A 16,349-nucleotide genomic window follows, 5' to 3' on the forward strand; every position below is an offset into this window, starting at 1 on the left:
GGTGCGCGCGGAGAGCCACCTGTCAGGGGGACGGGCGATCGCCCGCGAGTCCCCCGAGTGTCCGGAGCAAGGGGGAACGGCCCGACCGCGGGACCGTCCACAGGACTTGTCCCCGCACCCCCCGGTCGGCGAGCAGGGCGTTGGCAGCCAGGTAGCCGGTGGTGGCGGCTCGTTCCATGAGCGCGACGGGCAGGTCGCAGCGGATCGCGTCGCCGGCCAGGGTCAGCCACGCGTGGGGCGTGCGCACGGTCGGCCGCCGGTGGTGGGAACCGACTTCGAAGAAGGGGCAGTCCGAGCGCCACTCGTGTCGAGCGTCGACGACGCGTGCCTCGCGGGTCTCCGGATACACCTGGTGCAGTCGGTCGACGAGGGTGTTCTGCACGTCCTTCCGTTCGGCCGCGGGATCGACGGCGTAGGCGTGCAGTTCCACGACCGAGCCCCCGGTCCGCGCGGCCCAGCGGGCCGCCTCCCCCTCGTACCGCTCCAGGACGCTGATGTTGTCGAGCCCGCCGTAGCCGCTGGTTCCGAGGAATCCGGGCCGGTCGGCACGGACCGGCCGGTCGAGCCAGAGCCGGGACACGAGGAACGGCGGCGCAGTGCGCAGAGCGGCGATGCCGTCACGCCAGCCGGTGGTGCCCAGGCCGGGTGACGCGGCGACGGTCTGCCGCAGTCCTCCGGTGTCGAGGGCGAGAACCACGGCTTGGTGGCCGTCTGTACCGGCGTCGGTGCGCACGTCCGCCCCTGTGCCGTCGCGGGGAACGACCTCGTGCACGGAGGTGCTGGTGCGCACACGCACTCCAAGACGCTGGAGGTAGTTGCCGAGCGGATCCCAAAGTGCCTGGGGGAAGGGCTCGCTCGGCACGTCGAAGAGCAGGCCCTCGGCGGATCCGAGGAAGTAGATGTGGAACATCAGCTGCAGTTCTGCGGCGGACAGTTCGCGCGGGTCGGCGAAGAAGCTGCGGGAGAACACCTCGAAGGCCAGGTGGTGCGCGGCTTCGGGGAAGCGCACACTCTCCAGGTACGCGGTGGCGGAGACGTCGTCGAAGCGTTCGTACACGTCGGGCACGCGGACGTCGAGGAGCGGCAGCGCGGCCCGGGCATCCATGGCGGCCAGGTCCCGCCAGCCGAAGGTGGGGCTGAGGGCGACGAATCCGAGCGCGCTGAGGGGCGGGGTCCGCGGGACGCGGGCGAAGCTGTCGGTCAGGCCGCCGCTGTGCCGCAGGGGGTAGTCGGGCAGGGGCGTGAGGCGGGACAGGGCGGGGTCGGTGCGGCGGAGCAGGCCGCGCAGGTTGTAGTACTGGCGGAAGAAGGCGTGGAACCCGCGGGTCATGGTGGCGGCGGAGCCGTCCGCCAGCGTGGTGCGCCGACCGGCGAGCCGGCCGCCGAGCGAGTCCTCCTTCTCGTACAGGGTGACGCGGGCGCCGCGTTCGGCCAGCAGGGTGGCCGCGGCCAGACCGGCGATTCCCCCACCGATCACCGCGACGGACGGCTCGTCCCCCTGCCGGAAGCGCTCCGCCCCCGGTGCGGGGAGCAGGGTCTCGGCCTTGCGGTCGCGGCCTCGTCGGGCTGCGGGAGGGCGGCGGGAGCTCACCGTGCGCTCTCCCCCGCCGTGGTCGAACCGCCGTTTCGGGCGAGGAAGGTGTGCACGATGCCCGTCTGCCAACCGGCGACGGGGGCGACGTGCACCGAGGTCAGGCCGACGCGGTCCAGCCGGGCGGCGAAGGCGGGTGCGGTGTCGAAGTCGATGACGCTCTGCCAGAGGTGACGGTAGAGGGCACGGTCGCCGGTGAGCGTGCCCGCGGGGATGACGAGCCCGTGGCACACCGCCGTCCACAGCGCCCGGTGCACCCGTGAGCCGCTGAGGCTGTACTCGTGGGCGGCGAAACGCCCGCCCGGCCGCAGCGCGGTCCGAACGGTCTCCAGCACCGTGTCCGGGTCGGTGACGTTGCGGAACAGGTAGGCGGCGAAGACCGCGTCGAAGGGGCCTTCGCCGGCCGTCGCGAGTTCCTCGGCAGTCAGGTGGAGGAAGCGCACGCGCGCGGGCCACGGTTTGGACAGTGCGCGGCGCAGCATGCCCGCGGAGGCGTCCACGGCCGTGACCCGTGCCCGTGGCGCGGCCCTGAGCAGGGCCCGGGTGGAGGTGCCCGTGCCGCAGCCGAGGTCGAGCAGGTGGAGTCCCGCTCCGCCGTCGGGGAGCCCGAGACGGCGGGCGGAGCGCAGCAGATCGGTGCGGTAGCCGGGGTTGAGGGAGGTGAGCTTGTCGTAGGTGTGGGCGGCGTGGTCGAAGGCGCGGGCCAGGTCGTGGTCGCGCAGGAGGCTCATCGGTGACTTTCTCCGATTCGTGCGACGGGCTGGGGGCGGCGGGGCAGGAAGGGCAGTTCGGCCGCGGTGGACAGCATGGGCCGGGTCGGGGTGCACAGCCCGATGCCCCACTCCTCCCGCAGTGAGGTGCTGCCGTCGAGGAAGCGCAGGAGGCACTCGGCCGGGACCCGGCGGAAGAGGTTGGTGAAGAAGTCCGGGCCGTTGACGCGCCCGGTGTCCAGAGCGCGCAGGAGGATCGCGTCCATGGCCAGCGCCCGCCGTCCGTGGGGTGCGGGGACGGTGCCGCGCCCGTGGCGCAGGGCGGAGGCGATGGCCCTGCTCTGTCGTTGTACCGCGGCGAAGGTGTAGCCGGTGGCCGGACGGGTGGCGCCGCCCGCGGTGCCGATGCGGATCACGGCCCCGTCCCGTCGTGGGAAGCGGGCGTCGGTCATGGGGATGGCCCCTTGCTCCGTCTGCTCCACCGTGAGCGCACCGAGCCCGAGGACGTGACGGCAGTAGTGACCGAGTGCCGACTCGTACGCCTCGGTTGTCAGCAGGCTGCGTGAGAACTCCGTGTACTCCACGAGCGCCCGGTCCGGCGCCAGCGGCAGGACATAGCCGAAGGCGAGCCCGTGGGCCGGCTGGGGGACCCGGAAGTCCATCAGATCCGCGACCGCCGGATCGAACCGGTCGGCTTCGGTGCGCACGAACCAGCCTCGGAAGTGCTGGAGCAGACGCGTGCGCGCCGGCGGTGGGGCGGGCAGCGGCCTTGAGTCGAACACGCGGCGGGCGTGCAGCGTCACGCACCGGCCTCCCGGCAGCGTGCAGTGGACCTCCGCCCCGCCGGGCACGGCGTGCACCGTTTGCGCCGTGGCGCGCAGGACACGCCCGCCGTCCGAGCCCGCCAGACGGCCGTGGACCATGCGTTCCAAGTCGGTGGAGCGCACCATGCGGTAGGTGAGCGGGGCCGGTTCGACGGTGATGGGGCTGCCGTCGGCTCCGTGCACGCGCAGTGCGGACCAGGAGGCGCTGACGGCCTCTTCGAGGCCGTCGACGCCCGCGTGCCAGTAGCACCAGGTCCGCTCCGCCGGGCGCAGCGGTCCGTCCGGCGGCTCGATCACGGTCACGGAGGCGGCGCCGGTCTCCACCAACCGGTGCGCGAGGCTGAGTCCGGCCGCGCCACCCCCGACGACGACGGCGTCGGACGCTTCGGCGTCGCGGGAAGTCACCGTGCTAGGGCCTTGCGTCCGGGTGCGTACGCAGCAGCTCGGCGTTGAGCTCCACACTGCCCTCCTGGAACAGAGCCGACGACGTCATTCCCATCGGTGTGTACTTCGGGCCCCGGGCCCGCCTTGGATGCGGTCGATCACGAACGGCCCTCCGCCGTCATCGCTCCCGTTCCACGTCGGCGGACAGCTCCAGCGGAGTCACCCGCGATCGACGACGAGTGGCGCAGCCGAGACCTCAGGGACCAGCGGACCACGTTCGGTCGGGCAAGGCCAGGCGCCACGGCCGACGTGGACGGCGACTCGTCACGGAGCGACCACCGACTCCAGGGTGGCGACGGCCTCGGCGAGTCCCGCCGGACGCGCCAGGCCGGCCACCGCCTGCCCCGTCCAGCCCGGTCCAAGGGTCAGGACGACCGGTCCGCGACGGGCGCCCCGCACGCCCCACTCCATGCCGGCCACGTGCTGAGCCAGCGGCCTGCTGGCGGTGGTACGGGACTGCGCCCACAGCCCCACTGCGGCGGGACCCGTCCTGCGCACCGCGGCGACGAGCGACTCGACGGGCAGGGCGCCGCCGAACATCCGCACGGGAACGCCCCTCTCCGCCAGCGCCGCTGACAGCACCTCCAGCGGCAGCGTGTGGTGCTCCCCCGGGAGGCAGGCGAGCAGCGTGGTGGCTCCGGGACGGTCGGCGACCGTGGTGGGCGCGGTGCGCCGCAGCGCGCTGGAGACGTGCCAGGAAAGGAAGTGCTCGACCTCGACGTACCGCTCCCCCGACGTCTCCCACTTGCGACCGACGGCCTGGAGCGTCGGCACCATCACCTCGGTCCAGGCGGCGACCAGTCCGTGCCGGGCGATCGCGGTGCACAGCAGTTCGTCCAGTGCGACGGCGTCGAGGCGCAGGGCGGCCCGGGCGATGCCCCTGCACTCCTGCCGCACGTCGCCGAGCCGCAGTCCGCTCCCCGCACGGCTGCGGCCGGAGGTCGGGGACTGCGGTGTCCTGCCGGCCGTACGCCCGGCCAGGACCGTCGTCGGTTGCTCCCCGCGACGTGCCAGGCGTGCGGCCTCGGCCGGTGGCACTCCGGTCGCCGTCCATGTGCACATCAGCTCCAGCCGCGCCACGTCCCTCGCGGTCCAGCGCCGGTGTCGGCCGTCTGCGCGGGCTTCGGGGCCGAGCCCGTAGCGACGGTCCCACGTACGGATCGTGGTGGGGGCCACTCCCAGCCGCCGCGCCACCTCTCCGGTGGTCAACCCGCCGGCCTGGGAACCGCCTTCGCCGTCCCGGTTCTCGCTGTCACCCGTCGCCGCGCTCACGTTCCGCACTGTACGACGCACAAACGATGCATGTTGCCTGCGTCGTTTGTGCGTCCAAGACTGGCCGGTACGCGCACGGCGGCTCCAGGGCGGCCCGGCGAACGTGCCGTCCGGCGTACGGCCGTTCGCCCCCGGCACGACACACGGCAGGAGGAATCAGGTCATGAGCACGCACACGCGACCGACGGCCCCCCTCATCCCGCCCGTGGAGGAGTCCCGGCACGAGGAGGATCTGGCCCGTGGCCTCCTCGCCGCCGACGAGGAAGCGTTCGCGGCCATCTACCAGCGCTGGGGCTCGCTCGTCCACACCATGGCCGCCCGCTCCCTCGGCGACGCCCACGAGGCCGAGGACGTGACCCAGCAGGTCTTCGTCGGTGCCTGGCGCGGTCGGCACGGCTTCCGGCCAGAGCGGGGCGCGCTCGGCGCCTGGCTGGTCGGCATCGCCCGCCGCAAGATCGTCGATGCTCTGGCGGCCAGGACGAGGCGTCTGGCCGTCGCCGATTCGGCCGCGCACGACGCCACGCCCACCCGGCTGGTCCAGGCCTCACCCGACGACGTGCTGGACCGCGTGCTGCTCCTCCAGGCCCTGTCCCGGCTGCCGCGCGCCCAGCGGCAAGTGCTGGGCATGGCCTTCTACGAGGACCTGACCCAGGTGCAGATCGCCGAACGCACCGGTGTCCCCCTGGGGACGGTCAAGAGCCACGCCCGTCGGGGTCTGCACCAGCTGCGCCGAGCGATCGGCCAGGACGGCAAGCACGGCACGGGCGCCTGAGCCGACCGACGGGGCGACCCGGCGAACGCGTATCCGTGGCGTCCCGCACCCGCGGCAGCCGCAGCCGTCCCGGATTCATCATGAGCCTGCCCTTTCACGCTGAGGGCGCCGGAAGCGGCGGTGGACGAGGAGCAGGACCGGGGGTATCAGCACGCACTGGGCGGCGACGGCCCACCAGAATCCGGGCAGTTGTCCCGCAGTCTCGAACTGGTAGTAGAGCCCTCCGCCGACCAGCCCGCTGAGGCAGGCGCCGACGCCTTCGGCCAGCCGCTGGTGGCTGAAGACCACGGCCGGAGACCGTTTCGTTCGGGCGAGCGCTTCGAGGACGTTCTTGAGCAGGAGCACGGAGTTCCCCGCGCCTATCGCGAGGATGCCGACGACGAACGTCACCTCGTGCCCCCCGGTGAACGCGATCATGCCGATTCCCAGGCCGCCGAAGCCGAGCGTCATCGCGTTCGGGTAGGGCATCTGCTCGACGCGGTCGGCGATCAGGGGCTGTAGCACCACCAGTACCAGCGAATAGCCCATCATGGCCGCGCCGTAGAACACGGTGGAAACCCTGCCCTCGGCATAGGACGACAGATACTGGTAGAAGTGCATGTGCAGGTAGAGCGTCAGAGCCGTTACGGCGAAGGGCAGGACGGCAAGGCCCCGAAGGGCTCGGCGCACCGGCTCGATCACCTCGCGGTCGTCCCGGCGCTCCCGGGGCAGGAACACGTGAGCGATCACCATGGCCGCGTGCAGCACGGTGGCGGCGACGAACATCGCACCGGGTTCGTGAATGAACAGCGAACCCACCATCGGGCCGAGCGCGATGCCGACGTTGCCCGTGGCGTAGCTCGCGGCCACCAGGCGTGGCCGTTCGTCCTGGCTCGCGCCGTGGACGGTGTAGCCCCTGACACTCGGTGAGTAGAGAGCCGTGGCCCCCGATCGCAGGAACAGGGCGGCGATCGTCACGGCTGGCCACGCCCCGCCGACGACGAAGCCCAGCGACCCGAGCGTCTGCAGGACCATCGAGATCAACAGGCATCGCTGGAACCCGATGCGCTCGGCGAGGGCAGCGCCCGGCACGCCTCCGGCGAACTGCACGAAGGTCGCCAGCCCGAGGACGACTCCCACCTGGCCCATACCGAACGACATGCGGTCACGAAGCAGGACCGCCAGGTAGGGGTAGACGGAGAAGCTGACGAGATTGACGAGGAAGCCGCTTCCGAGCAGCGCCCGCTGGGTGCCGGTGAACGAGCGGACGCCGGACGGGACGGACCCGCCCGGCGCCTTCCGGCGCGTGGACGTCACGCCGATCGCGCCTTGCTTCCCCGCACTATCAGGCGAGTGGCTCCGCCGTCGTACGGGCGGCCGTCCCAGTCTCCGAAGCACTCGACGCTCTGGAAGCCGGCCTGCTCGAACATGGCCCGCAACTCCGTGGCGCTGTAGACGTAGCAGGTGAGCGAGGAGTGCTCGGCCGTGTTGCCCCGCACCAACGTCCAGTCGGTTCGGTACCGGGACCAGTCGTCCAGGATGCGGTCGCGCATCACGACCATGCCCCCGGGCACGTCGACGACCTTCGGTGGGCCGACCCAGGAGGCGTAGGTCTCCTTGCTCAGCAGGTCCACGATCAGCCGTCCGCCTGGAGCCAGCGAATCGTGGGCGTTGCGCAGGACTTGGAGGTTCTCCTCGGGGTCGTCGAAGTAGCCGAACGAGGTGTACATGTTCAGCACGACGTCGAACGCGCCCGGCGCCACGTACTCGCGCACGTCCGCCTGGATCAACGACGCCTCGACCTTGGCCTCCGTGCACACGTCGGCGGCCCGTTCGAGCAGTTCGGCATGGAGGTCCACACCGGTCATCCGGTAGCCCTGGTGGGCCAGGGGCACCGTGAACACACCGACACCGCAGCACTGGTCAAGCACGCGGCTGCCCGCGGGGAACGCGAGCAGCGGCGACGTGGCCACCACCTCGGCGGCCTGCCGCTCCCTCTCGGGGGAGAAGAGCACCGCGGAGAAGCCGGACCACAGGCTCAGGTCCTCGTACCAGTCCATCGTTCCTCCCGTCGTGCGACGCACACGCGTCCTTCCTACATGTCGTGTTCCGGCGGGAGAAGTTCCCGCGGCCCGTACGGCGATCAACGTGAAGGCAGCACGCCCAGGCCGGGTGCATCGCCCAGGACGATCCCGCGGTCTTCGAGGCGGAGTCCCCGAAACGGCGGGTCCTTGAGGTAGAGGTGACCGTCCATGTCGATGTGGTCGGCCAGCGGTGCGAGTTGTGCGGCCTGGCTGATGGCGAGCTCGGACTCGCACATGCAGCTGAGCATGACCTGGAGCCCGGCCTCCCGCCCCGCCTCCATCACCCGCCGCGCGCCCCGGATTCCACCGGCCTTGCACAGCTTGACGACGATGCCGTCGGCGTACGTCCGCGCTGCGAGGACGCTCGCCGCGTCGGTGCATCCCTCGTCGAGGAAGACCGGTAACCGGTCCGCCAACTCGCGGTAACGGTGGTAGTCGTCGACGGCCGTGGTGGGAAACGGCTGCTCGATGAGTTGGATGCCGAGTTCGCGCAGCCGGGGCGTGAGGGCACGAGCGGTGTCGAGGTCCCACGCCTCGTTGGCATCGATGCGGACCGGCAGCGTCGTGACCTTCCGTATCGCCTCCAGAGCCTCCAGGTCGTCCGGCCCGCCGACCTTCACCTTGAGCGCGCCCACGTCCGGAGCCTTGCGGACCGCGCTCACGGCTTCGTCCGGGCTCGCCATGCTGATGGTGTAGACCGTGGGCCCAAGGCTTCTGGGCATGCCCAGCAGCTTCCAGGTCGGCTGGCCGGCGGCCTTGCCGATCCAGTCGTGGACCGCGCCGTCCAGCGCCATCCGCGCGCCCGCAGGCGCGTCCCACTCCTCGATGCGGTCGAGGACGTCCTGTGGATCCTTCAGGTTCGGGCCGAGGACGTGGGCGCCCTGGGCTTCGACGGCGTCCACGACGTCGTCCGCCGTCACTCCGTTGTACTCGGTCGGTGTGCCCTCGCCGTAGGCGGACAGCCCGCCGTACGTGAGGGTGACCATGCAGGTGTCGACGGAGTCGATCTCGCCGCGGGAGCTCTTCACGGTCTCGATGAGCCGCAGGGACTCGCGGCGCACGGCGAGTTCGGGCTTGCCGGAATCATGATCCATGGGTGAGCCCCTCTTGATCGTTGAGGTCTGCTGGAACTTGCCGGGTCCCCGTGCCGACTTGTTGCACAGTGGACACGCATGACAAGTGAAGGGGACAGCGATGGAATGGTTCGAGGACGAGGCGTTGTGGGTCGATTTCTCGGATGTGTTGTTCTCCGCCGGACGTGCCGAGGAGGCCCGGGCCCGAGTCGCCTCGTCCCCGCTGCTGCGGGTACCGGCCGACGCCGCGGTGCTCGACCTCGGTTGCGGACCGGGGACGTACGCGATTCCGCTGGCCGGTCGCGGGGCCGCGGTCACCGGTGTCGATCTGAGTGCCGCCCTGCTCGAACGCGCTGAGGCAGCGGCGTCCGGAGCCGGTGTGGAACTGCGCTGCGTCCGGGCGGACATGCGCGAGTTCATCGAGCCGGACCGGTTCGACCTGGCCATCAGCATGCACACCTCCTTCGGTCTCTTCGCCGATCACCACGAGAACATGCGGGTTCTGCGCAACGTGCGGGCGAGCCTCAAGCCGGGGGGCCGCTTTCTGATCGACCTGTACGGGAAGGAGATCCTGGCCCGTGACGGCGGGCTGCCGCAGATCCTGGATGTCGAGGGGGGCACCCTGATCGTCCGTGGCACGGTCCTCGGTGACTGGGAGCGATTCCGGGACGACTTCATCCTGGTCCGGGGAGACCGGGCGCGAACGGCGTTCGTCGAGCACACCCTGTACAGCGCTTTCGAGCTGAAGGCGATGCTCGTCGAGGCGGGATTCACCGACGTCGAGTGTTTCGGCGGCTTCGATGCCGAACCCTTCGACAACCATGCTCGACGACTGATCGTGCGAGGCAGCCGCGGGTCGGACGGCCTCTAGCACGGGGGGCGCGTCTCGGCGTGCACGGCTCCCGCCGCGGTGACCGCACGGTGCGTGGCGATCTCCGCGGTGGGGCCCTCGGCGAGCACGATCCCCACATGGCCTCGCCCGTCGGTCAGGTGGTCGACGTGCGCTCCGACCGCCTTGGTCGGATACCACGTGGGCAGTCCCGGGTAGCGGGAGATCTCCTCCAGGCCGTGCACGGCGACGAGTTCGCCCGCCTGAGTCGGGTACACGAGGACGAACGCGACGGCGGGGCCACCGGACAGGGGCGCGTCGAGCAGTCGTGGTCGGACGCCGAGTGCGAGGTCGACGAGGCCGCCGTACACGTTCACGTCCAGGGCGCGGCACATGGACTCACCGACCAGCGCCCCACCGATGCGGGGATTCACTTCGATCAGCCGTGGCCCGTCGGCGGTCATGCACAGTTCGACGTGGGCGAAACGGTCGGTGTATCCGAGGGCTTCCAGGACCTCTCCCAGCCACGCTTCGATCTCGCTCAGCTCGGCGGGCGGCAGCGCCACGGGAAACGCCGTCACGTCCTCTCTGAACCAGGGCTGCGCGGACATGAGACGACTTGAGAGGCCCAGCAGCCTGGTCTCCCCCGCCCAGGTCACCGTCTCCGCGCTGTACACCGGTCCGGCGAGGAACGGTTCCGCGAACAGCCTCCCGAACAGAGCGGCGCCCTGGGCCTCTTGGTGGAAGCGCGAGAGGTCCCGGGCGTCACGGACGAGCCACACGTTCTGGCTGCTGGTGCCCGCCGTGTCCTTGATGACGGCGGGCAGTCCGACGGTCCCGGCGAGCCACTGCAGGTCCACCGCGGCAGCCTCCTCCACCGGCGCGGCCCCGAACGGGCTGAGTTCCTTGCCGTGGAGGAGGTCGCGTACGCGGGCCTTGTCGCGTACCAGCCGGATGACCGCCGGGTCGATGCCGGGTAAGCCGAACTCAGCGGCGTGTTCAGCGCCGGTCACGCCCCAGGTGTCCGTCGAGCTGATGAGACCACGGAGGTCCTCGATCGATGCGAGGGCCTTGGTGACCGCCTTTCGATCACCGGTGTCGACCGGGACGACGTCGACGGAACCGGCCGGCAGGGTGGCGAGTTCGTGCAGATACAGCGGCTCCACACCGGTCAACAGCACCAGCCGCTCGCCCGACTCACGTGCGGCGCGGGCGAGGTGGGCGAGGCCGAAGGAGAGCATCTCAAGGCAGGCGATGGTCATACCTGACATGTCGGCCCGGCGCCGTGGAAAGTTCCCGTGGGACTCGGACCAGAGGGCTGCTGCCACCCGCGCGAACCGGCACCCCGGGGTCGTCGGCGATCAGGTCTGGACGGCATCGCCCACGGCTCGGACGTTCATGGTGGGGACGGCCGCGAGCAGACTGCGGGTGTACGCGTGGCGGGGATGCGTGGTGACGTCCTCGGTCGGGCCCTGCTCGACGATGCGGCCGTGTCGCATGACGGCGATCCGGTCCGCCAACTGCGAGACGACGGCGAGGTCATGAGTGATGAACAAGCAGCCGAAGTCGAGCCGGTCGCGCAGATCGCACAGCAGATTGAGCACCTTGGCCTGAACCGACACGTCGAGTGCCGTGACCGGCTCGTCGCAGATGAGCAGCCGTGGCTCCAGAGCCAGTGCCCTAGCGATCGCCACACGCTGCTGCTGTCCTCCGGACAACTCCCGGGGGCGGCGATCACCCACCTCCGGGCCAAGCCCGACGAGGTCGAGCAGTTCACGGACGCGCGCCGACCGGAACCGCGCGTCGCCCAGCCGGTGGATGCGCAGCGGTTCTTCGAGTGCCTGACGTACCGTCTGACGTGGGCTGAGCGTGAGAGAAGGGTCCTGGAACACCATCTGGACCCGCCGCCGGTGCGCTCGAAGTGCCCGCCCCCGGATCTCGTGCACGTCCACCCCTCCGACGCGCACCACTCCCGCCCCCGGCCGATGCAGCCCGGTCACCACACGCGCCAGCGTCGTCTTGCCGCAGCCCGACTCGCCGACCAACCCCACGATCTCGCCCGCCGCCACGCCCATCGTGACGTCCTGGACCACCGTTGCGGCATTCGGGCCGCCGTAGCCCGCGCTCATCCCCACGACCTCTAGCACGAAGTGTCTCCCTTCCCGACGGTGCCCGCCGGCCCACCGGGGTGACGCAGGCAGGCCGACCGGTGCGCAGCGGTGCCCGCCAACGTCTCCAAAGGGGGTGCCTCTTCCCAGCAGGCTGCCACGGCGAGCGGGCACCGGGGCGCGAACCCGCAACCGCCGGTGTCGTCCGGGCCGTTGCCCCCTTGGCCCGGCATGGTGCGGAACCGGGTGCCCGGTGGCGTCCCCGGACGCGGCACCGCGTCCAGCAGACCCCGCGTGTAGGGGTGGTCGGGTGCGGTGAGCACCTGGGCGAGGGGGCCCGTCTCCACGATCCGGCCGGAGTACACGACGGCGACTCGGTCGGCCAGGCGCGTCACCACCCCGAGGTCGTGGCTGACGACGACCATGGACATCGCCAACTCCTCACGCAGGCGTGCCAGCAGGTCGAGCAGTCGGGCCTGCACCGTGGCGTCGAGGGCGGATGTGGGTTCGTCGGCGATCAGCAGCTCCGGCTCGCAGGCCAGGGCCATGGCGAGCTGTGCCCGCTGACGCATTCCGCCGGACAGCTGGTGGGGGAACTCCCGGGCGACCGCGGTGGGATCGGGCAGACCGGCCAGGCGCAGCAGTTCCTCGGTGACCCGGCGGGTCGCGGGGCGCCGTCCCCCACGGCCCGCGTTGCGGACGGCCTCGTCGACGTGCGCGCCGATCGTACGAAGCGGATTGAGGACGGCGCCGCTGTCCTGGAAGACCACCCCCACCCGGTGGCCGTTGATCCGGCGACGCTCCCCCGGGGAGAGCCCGACCATCTCGCGCTTCCCGGCTCCGCTCCCCAGCACGGCGGAGCCGGTGACCACCGCGTACGGGTCCAGCAGGCCGAACGGGGCCAACGCGGCCGTGGTCTTGCCGCTGCCGGTCTCGCCGACGAGGGCGAGGACTTCACCACGACGGACCTCGTACGACATGCCCGCGACGACGCGACGGCGCTCGCCGTCCTGCGGGTAGGTGACGGTGAGGTCGCGCACGTGGAGGACCGGAGCGTCCCCGGGACGACGTCCCCGCGTGGCCTCCGGCCCGCGGGGCGCCGTCAGTCCGGCGACGCTGGAACGCGCGGACGGTTCGGTCTTCCGACGGGTCGGCCGCACCGAGCCGGTTCGGGTCGGACGGACCAGACGGAGGACCGAGGGGCGCTCCTCGCCGGCCGCCAGCCGCTCGCCGAGCAGGTTGCTGGCGAACACCACCGCCGTGACGGCGACGCCGGGCGGATAGGCGAGCCACCATGCGGAGTCCAGGAACGCACGTCCCTCGACGAGCATCTGGCCCCACTCCGCGCTCGGTGGTGCGACCCCGAGGCCGAGGAAGCTCAACGTGGCGACGCCGAGGACGACGGTGCCGACATCGGTGCTGGCGTAGACGAGGCAGGGCGCCAGTGCCGGCGGGAGCAGATGTCTCCCGAGGATGCGTGCGCGGCCCGCGCCGAGGAGGCGCAGCGCGTCCAGATGCGGGCTCTTGCGCAGGTCGGCGACGCGGGCGCGCGCGATCCTGGCGTACGGCGCCCACGACCAGAGCGACAGCGCGAGGATGAGGTTCTCCACGCCGGGACCCCGTACCCCGATGACCGCGAGGGTGACCAGCATGCCGGGCAGCGAGACCACCACGTCGATCACCCGGGAGACGACCCGGTCGACCCGGCCGCCGAGGTAGCCGGCGATCGCCCCGATCACGGTGCCGGCCGTCAGGGCGACCGCGAGCACGGCAGCGGTGACCGAGAGCGTGATCCGTGCGCCGTGGAGGATCCGGCTGAGCTGGTCCCGGCCGAGCTGATCCGTGCCGAGGGGGTGTTCCGAAGACGGCGGCAGCAGCCCGGCCGCGAGATCGTTGGCCGTTGGATCGGCCGGAGCGAGGACCGGGGCGAGCGCCCCGACGACCACGAAGAGGATCAGGGGCAAGGCCAGCAGAACCGTGCCGATCCGCGCCCGGCCCGCCGGGCGTCCCTGCGTGCCGGTCACGGCTCCTCCCGTCGGTTGCGGGCGTCGGGAACGCCGACCGACGCGTCCCCGCCCGGGGGTTTCCTCCCGGGGAGCGTGGGCCGACGGCGGGGACGAGCGTCCCTCCCCCGCCGGGAGCGGGGATCCATGAGTCCCTGCAGCAGGTCGGCGCAGCGGTTGACCAGGATGAAGCCGCCGCCCATGACGAGTGTGGCCGCCTGTAGCGCCGGGACGTCCCGGGCGCCGGCGGCATGGACGAAGTAGGCACCCAGGCCGGGCCAGCCGAAGATCTGCTCCACCACGACGGTGGCCACGAGGAGGCCGCCGATGCCGAACCCGGCGACGGAGAGGATCGGTCCGGCGGCGTTGGGCAGGCCGTCCCGCAGCACGATGGACAGCGTTCCACTGCCCCGCGCCTGCGCCGCGCGTACGTAAGGCTGGTCCAGGGCCTCGCGCAGCGTGACGGCGACCACCCGACTGAGCACGCCGGCCACCGGCAGCCCCAGTACGGCCATGGGCATCAGCCACGTCGAGGGGCCCGCCATCCCTGACGTCGGCAACAGCCCGAGGCGGATCGCCAGATACAGGACCAGGAGGTAGCTGAGCCAGAACGACGGTATCGAGCTGACCAGGAGTGCCCCGATGCGGAGCGAGCCACGCAGCACACCGCGGCGGAGCAGCGCACCGGCGACGCCGACGCCCACCCCGACCACGACGGCGACCACCGCGGATCCGCCCACCAGTCCCAGCGTGACACCCAGCCGGTCCGCGACTTCGGGCCCGATGGGGGCGTTCGAGCGCAACGAGCGCCCGAAATCGCCGGTGCAGGCGTGGGCGAGCCACCGCAGGTACCGCACGGGTGCCGGGTCGTCGAGCCCCAGTTCCACGCGGACGGCCTCGATCTGCTCCGGCACGGCAGGGCGACCGGCCCGGGTCGCCGCCAGTACCGCCGCGGGGTCTCCCCGTGCGAGCAGGACGAGGGCGAAGGTGCCCACCGACATCGCCAGCAGCACGCCGACGGTGTCGACGGTCCACCGCGCGACGTGCCCGCCGGCAGTCGCCGGCCGACCCGGTGACCTCATTCGACCGTCACTCCGGTGAGCTCCAGGTCGACGTCCGTGGGCGGGACGGCGAAGCCCTTCACCCTGTCCCGGGCTGCATAGACCCGCGGTCGGTAGACCAGTGGGACGAAGCCGGCGTCGGCAGCGACCTCGTCGTAGAGCTTCTGGTAGGCGGCGGCGCGGGCGGTGGGATCGTCCGCGAACAGTGCCTTGTCGACCAGGTTCTCGGTGGCCTTCGTCACCCAGAGCGGGCCGCGGGCGCCGGAGGTGAACATGGAGACGATCGAACCCGAGGGGTCGTACGGCGCGCCGAGTCCCTCGAAGAAGGTGATGTCGTACGTGCCCTCCGCCCGCTCGTCGTAGTAGGCGGCGGCGTCGACCGGGGAGATGTCGACGGCGATGCCGACCTCCTTGAGGAATCCGGCGATGGCCTCGGCCGTCGAGCGGGGGTCCAGCTGCCCCTGGGCCGGAGTGGCGGGGATGAGCAGTTTGAGGGAGAGCCGCTTTCCGTCCTTGACCCGGCTGCCGCCTTCGAGGGCGTATCCGGCGGCGTCCAGTGTTCTGCGGGCCGCTGCCCGGTCGAAGTGTTCCGGCAGGTCGGTCCCCGACTCGGGGACGTTCGGGGGGAACACCCGCCGTGCGGGCCTGCCGTAGCCCTGGAACAGCGCCTTGGTCAAGGCGGTGGTGTCGATGGCCTGGCGCACCGCCTCGCGCACCGCTCGGTCTCCGGCCGGGCCGTCGGCGTTGAATCCGAGCATGATCGAGACGTCCGGCTCGCCGACGAAGGACGTGATGTCTCCACGTCGGCTCAGCGTCTTCGCCTCGACCGGTGTGATGGGGGCCATGTACGCGCCGCCGATGAGGTCGATCTCACGGTTGCCGAGTGCGTCGAGGCGCGCCTGGGAGTCCGGTAGGACTTTGAACTCGACCCGCTCCAGCTTCGGTCGGGTCCCCCAGTAGGCGTCGTTGCGTGCGAGCTTGGCTCCTGTCGCGGAGTTGGATTCCAGCTTCCACGCCCCGGTTCCGACGGCTTTGTGGAACGTGCCGTCGGCTGTCGTGGCCTTCGGACTGAGCAGTCGCACCGGACGGACGATCGACAGTTCTTGCAGGAGCGGCTCGTACGGCTCCGAGAGGGTCAGCCGGACCGTGTCCTCGTCCGGGGTCTCCACGGCCGAGATGACTTGGGAGGCCCGGAAGAAGGTGAACTCCTTCTTGCCCACCCACCGGTCGAAGTTCCACTTCACGGCGGCGGAGTCGAGCGGACTCCCGTCAGTGAAGGTGACACCGTCCCGCAGGTCGAAGCTGACGCTCCTGCCGTCCTTGGCGACGGCCCACGACTCCGCGAGTCCCGGCTTCAGCCGCCCGCCCTCCGCGTAGGTGACGAGCGGCTCGTAAACCGCGTCGAGCAGGAGGAAGTTACCGGTGAAGGCATGAGGGTCCAGGGGTCCGGACTCCTCGCTCAGACCGATGCGCAGCACTGTGGTGGTGGAGCCCGATTCATCGGGGCCGGCGACGCACCCGCCGATCAGCACGATCGAGGCGGCGAGGACGGCGAGAGAAGCGCGGGGTCGTAACACGGACACTCCTGGCAGACGGTAA

General features: G+C 71.4%; 14 protein-coding genes. 2 read left to right on the plus strand and 12 right to left on the minus strand.

The window, feature by feature from the left end:
- Positions 1 to 22 precede the first annotated feature (22 nt).
- The 4 genes from AB0E05_RS14980 to AB0E05_RS14995 form a co-directional block, all read right to left on the minus strand.
- Positions 23 to 1,591, minus strand: a complete 1,569-nt coding sequence (locus tag AB0E05_RS14980) for an FAD-dependent oxidoreductase (RefSeq protein ID WP_361963208.1) — start codon at positions 1,589 to 1,591, stop codon at positions 23 to 25.
- Positions 1,588 to 2,322 carry a methyltransferase domain-containing protein gene (locus AB0E05_RS14985; RefSeq protein ID WP_361963210.1) on the minus strand — a complete coding sequence of 245 codons (735 nt, stop codon included), beginning with the start codon at positions 2,320 to 2,322 and terminating at the stop codon, positions 1,588 to 1,590. Before AB0E05_RS14985 ends, AB0E05_RS14980 begins: the two co-directional genes overlap by 4 nt.
- Positions 2,319 to 3,530: a lycopene cyclase family protein gene (locus AB0E05_RS14990; RefSeq protein WP_361963212.1), complete on the minus strand. Its 1,212-nt coding sequence runs from the start codon at positions 3,528 to 3,530 to the stop codon at positions 2,319 to 2,321. The genes AB0E05_RS14985 and AB0E05_RS14990 overlap by 4 nt, the downstream gene beginning before the upstream one ends.
- 303 nt (positions 3,531 to 3,833) lie before the next feature.
- Positions 3,834 to 4,841, minus strand: a complete 1,008-nt coding sequence (locus AB0E05_RS14995) for a MerR family transcriptional regulator (RefSeq protein WP_361963214.1) — start codon at positions 4,839 to 4,841, stop codon at positions 3,834 to 3,836.
- Between the two features lie 163 nt (positions 4,842 to 5,004).
- Here AB0E05_RS14995 and AB0E05_RS15000 point away from each other — a divergent pair, with 163 nt between their 5' ends.
- The gene (locus tag AB0E05_RS15000; RefSeq protein WP_361963216.1) at positions 5,005 to 5,613 is read left to right on the plus strand and encodes a sigma-70 family RNA polymerase sigma factor; all 609 of its coding nucleotides are present in this window, start codon (positions 5,005 to 5,007) and stop codon (positions 5,611 to 5,613) included.
- Positions 5,614 to 5,691: 78 nt separating this feature from the next.
- Here AB0E05_RS15000 and AB0E05_RS15005 read toward each other — a convergent pair whose 3' ends face one another.
- The 3 genes from AB0E05_RS15005 to AB0E05_RS15015 all read right to left on the minus strand — a co-directional run bounded on the left by AB0E05_RS15005 (position 5,692) and on the right by AB0E05_RS15015 (position 8,770).
- On the minus strand, positions 5,692 to 6,909 hold the full coding sequence (locus tag AB0E05_RS15005) for an MFS transporter (RefSeq protein ID WP_361963218.1): 1,218 nt from the start codon (positions 6,907 to 6,909) through the stop codon (positions 5,692 to 5,694).
- Positions 6,906 to 7,652, minus strand: a complete 747-nt coding sequence (locus tag AB0E05_RS15010; protein ID WP_361963470.1) for a class I SAM-dependent methyltransferase — start codon at positions 7,650 to 7,652, stop codon at positions 6,906 to 6,908. The genes AB0E05_RS15005 and AB0E05_RS15010 overlap by 4 nt, the downstream gene beginning before the upstream one ends.
- Before the next feature lie 83 nt (positions 7,653 to 7,735).
- Positions 7,736 to 8,770, minus strand: a complete 1,035-nt coding sequence (locus AB0E05_RS15015) for a dipeptide epimerase (RefSeq protein ID WP_361963220.1) — start codon at positions 8,768 to 8,770, stop codon at positions 7,736 to 7,738.
- A 100-nt stretch (positions 8,771 to 8,870) separates the two neighbouring features.
- On the opposite strand from AB0E05_RS15015, the gene AB0E05_RS15020 reads away from it, so the two are divergent.
- Complete coding sequence (locus AB0E05_RS15020) at positions 8,871 to 9,620, plus strand: methyltransferase domain-containing protein (protein WP_361963222.1); 750 nt, start codon at positions 8,871 to 8,873, stop codon at positions 9,618 to 9,620.
- Here AB0E05_RS15020 and AB0E05_RS15025 read toward each other — a convergent pair.
- The 5 genes from AB0E05_RS15025 to AB0E05_RS15045 all read right to left on the minus strand — a co-directional run bounded on the left by AB0E05_RS15025 (position 9,617) and on the right by AB0E05_RS15045 (position 16,327).
- A complete protein-coding gene (locus AB0E05_RS15025; protein WP_361963472.1) occupies positions 9,617 to 10,840 on the minus strand; it encodes an ATP-grasp domain-containing protein in 1,224 nt (407 codons plus the stop codon). The two genes, AB0E05_RS15020 and AB0E05_RS15025, sit on opposite strands and share 4 nt — an antisense overlap.
- Before the next feature lie 99 nt (positions 10,841 to 10,939).
- Positions 10,940 to 11,707 carry an ATP-binding cassette domain-containing protein gene (locus tag AB0E05_RS15030; protein ID WP_361963225.1) on the minus strand — a complete coding sequence of 256 codons (768 nt, stop codon included), beginning with the start codon at positions 11,705 to 11,707 and terminating at the stop codon, positions 10,940 to 10,942.
- An 11-nt stretch (positions 11,708 to 11,718) separates the two neighbouring features.
- On the minus strand, positions 11,719 to 13,710 hold the full coding sequence (locus AB0E05_RS15035; protein WP_361963227.1) for a dipeptide/oligopeptide/nickel ABC transporter permease/ATP-binding protein: 1,992 nt from the start codon (positions 13,708 to 13,710) through the stop codon (positions 11,719 to 11,721).
- Positions 13,707 to 14,771, minus strand: coding sequence for an ABC transporter permease (locus AB0E05_RS15040; RefSeq protein ID WP_361963229.1), 1,065 nt, complete (start codon positions 14,769 to 14,771; stop codon positions 13,707 to 13,709). The genes AB0E05_RS15035 and AB0E05_RS15040 overlap by 4 nt, the downstream gene beginning before the upstream one ends.
- On the minus strand, positions 14,768 to 16,327 hold the full coding sequence (locus tag AB0E05_RS15045) for an ABC transporter substrate-binding protein (protein ID WP_361963231.1): 1,560 nt from the start codon (positions 16,325 to 16,327) through the stop codon (positions 14,768 to 14,770). The genes AB0E05_RS15040 and AB0E05_RS15045 overlap by 4 nt, the downstream gene beginning before the upstream one ends.
- Between the last annotated feature and the right edge of the window lie 22 nt (positions 16,328 to 16,349).

Source organism: Streptomyces sp. NPDC048057 (genome assembly GCF_040653095.1).
GTDB lineage: Bacteria > Actinomycetota > Actinomycetes > Streptomycetales > Streptomycetaceae > Streptomyces.

What these genes read in the sequence shown, in the direction of transcription:
- AB0E05_RS15025 (WP_361963472.1), bottom strand. Translation starts at nt 10,840, where the DNA reads ATGACCATCGCCTGCCTTGAGATGCTCTCCTTCGGCCTCGCCCACCTC.
- AB0E05_RS15015 (WP_361963220.1), bottom strand. Translation starts at nt 8,770, where the DNA reads ATGGATCATGATTCCGGCAAGCCCGAACTCGCCGTGCGCCGCGAGTCC.
- AB0E05_RS15010 (WP_361963470.1), bottom strand. Translation starts at nt 7,652, where the DNA reads ATGGACTGGTACGAGGACCTGAGCCTGTGGTCCGGCTTCTCCGCGGTG.
- AB0E05_RS15040 (WP_361963229.1), bottom strand. Translation starts at nt 14,771, where the DNA reads ATGAGGTCACCGGGTCGGCCGGCGACTGCCGGCGGGCACGTCGCGCGG.
- AB0E05_RS15000 (WP_361963216.1), top strand. Translation starts at nt 5,005, where the DNA reads ATGAGCACGCACACGCGACCGACGGCCCCCCTCATCCCGCCCGTGGAG.
- AB0E05_RS15030 (WP_361963225.1), bottom strand. Translation starts at nt 11,707, where the DNA reads ATGAGCGCGGGCTACGGCGGCCCGAATGCCGCAACGGTGGTCCAGGAC.
- AB0E05_RS14985 (WP_361963210.1), bottom strand. Translation starts at nt 2,322, where the DNA reads ATGAGCCTCCTGCGCGACCACGACCTGGCCCGCGCCTTCGACCACGCC.
- AB0E05_RS15020 (WP_361963222.1), top strand. Translation starts at nt 8,871, where the DNA reads ATGGAATGGTTCGAGGACGAGGCGTTGTGGGTCGATTTCTCGGATGTG.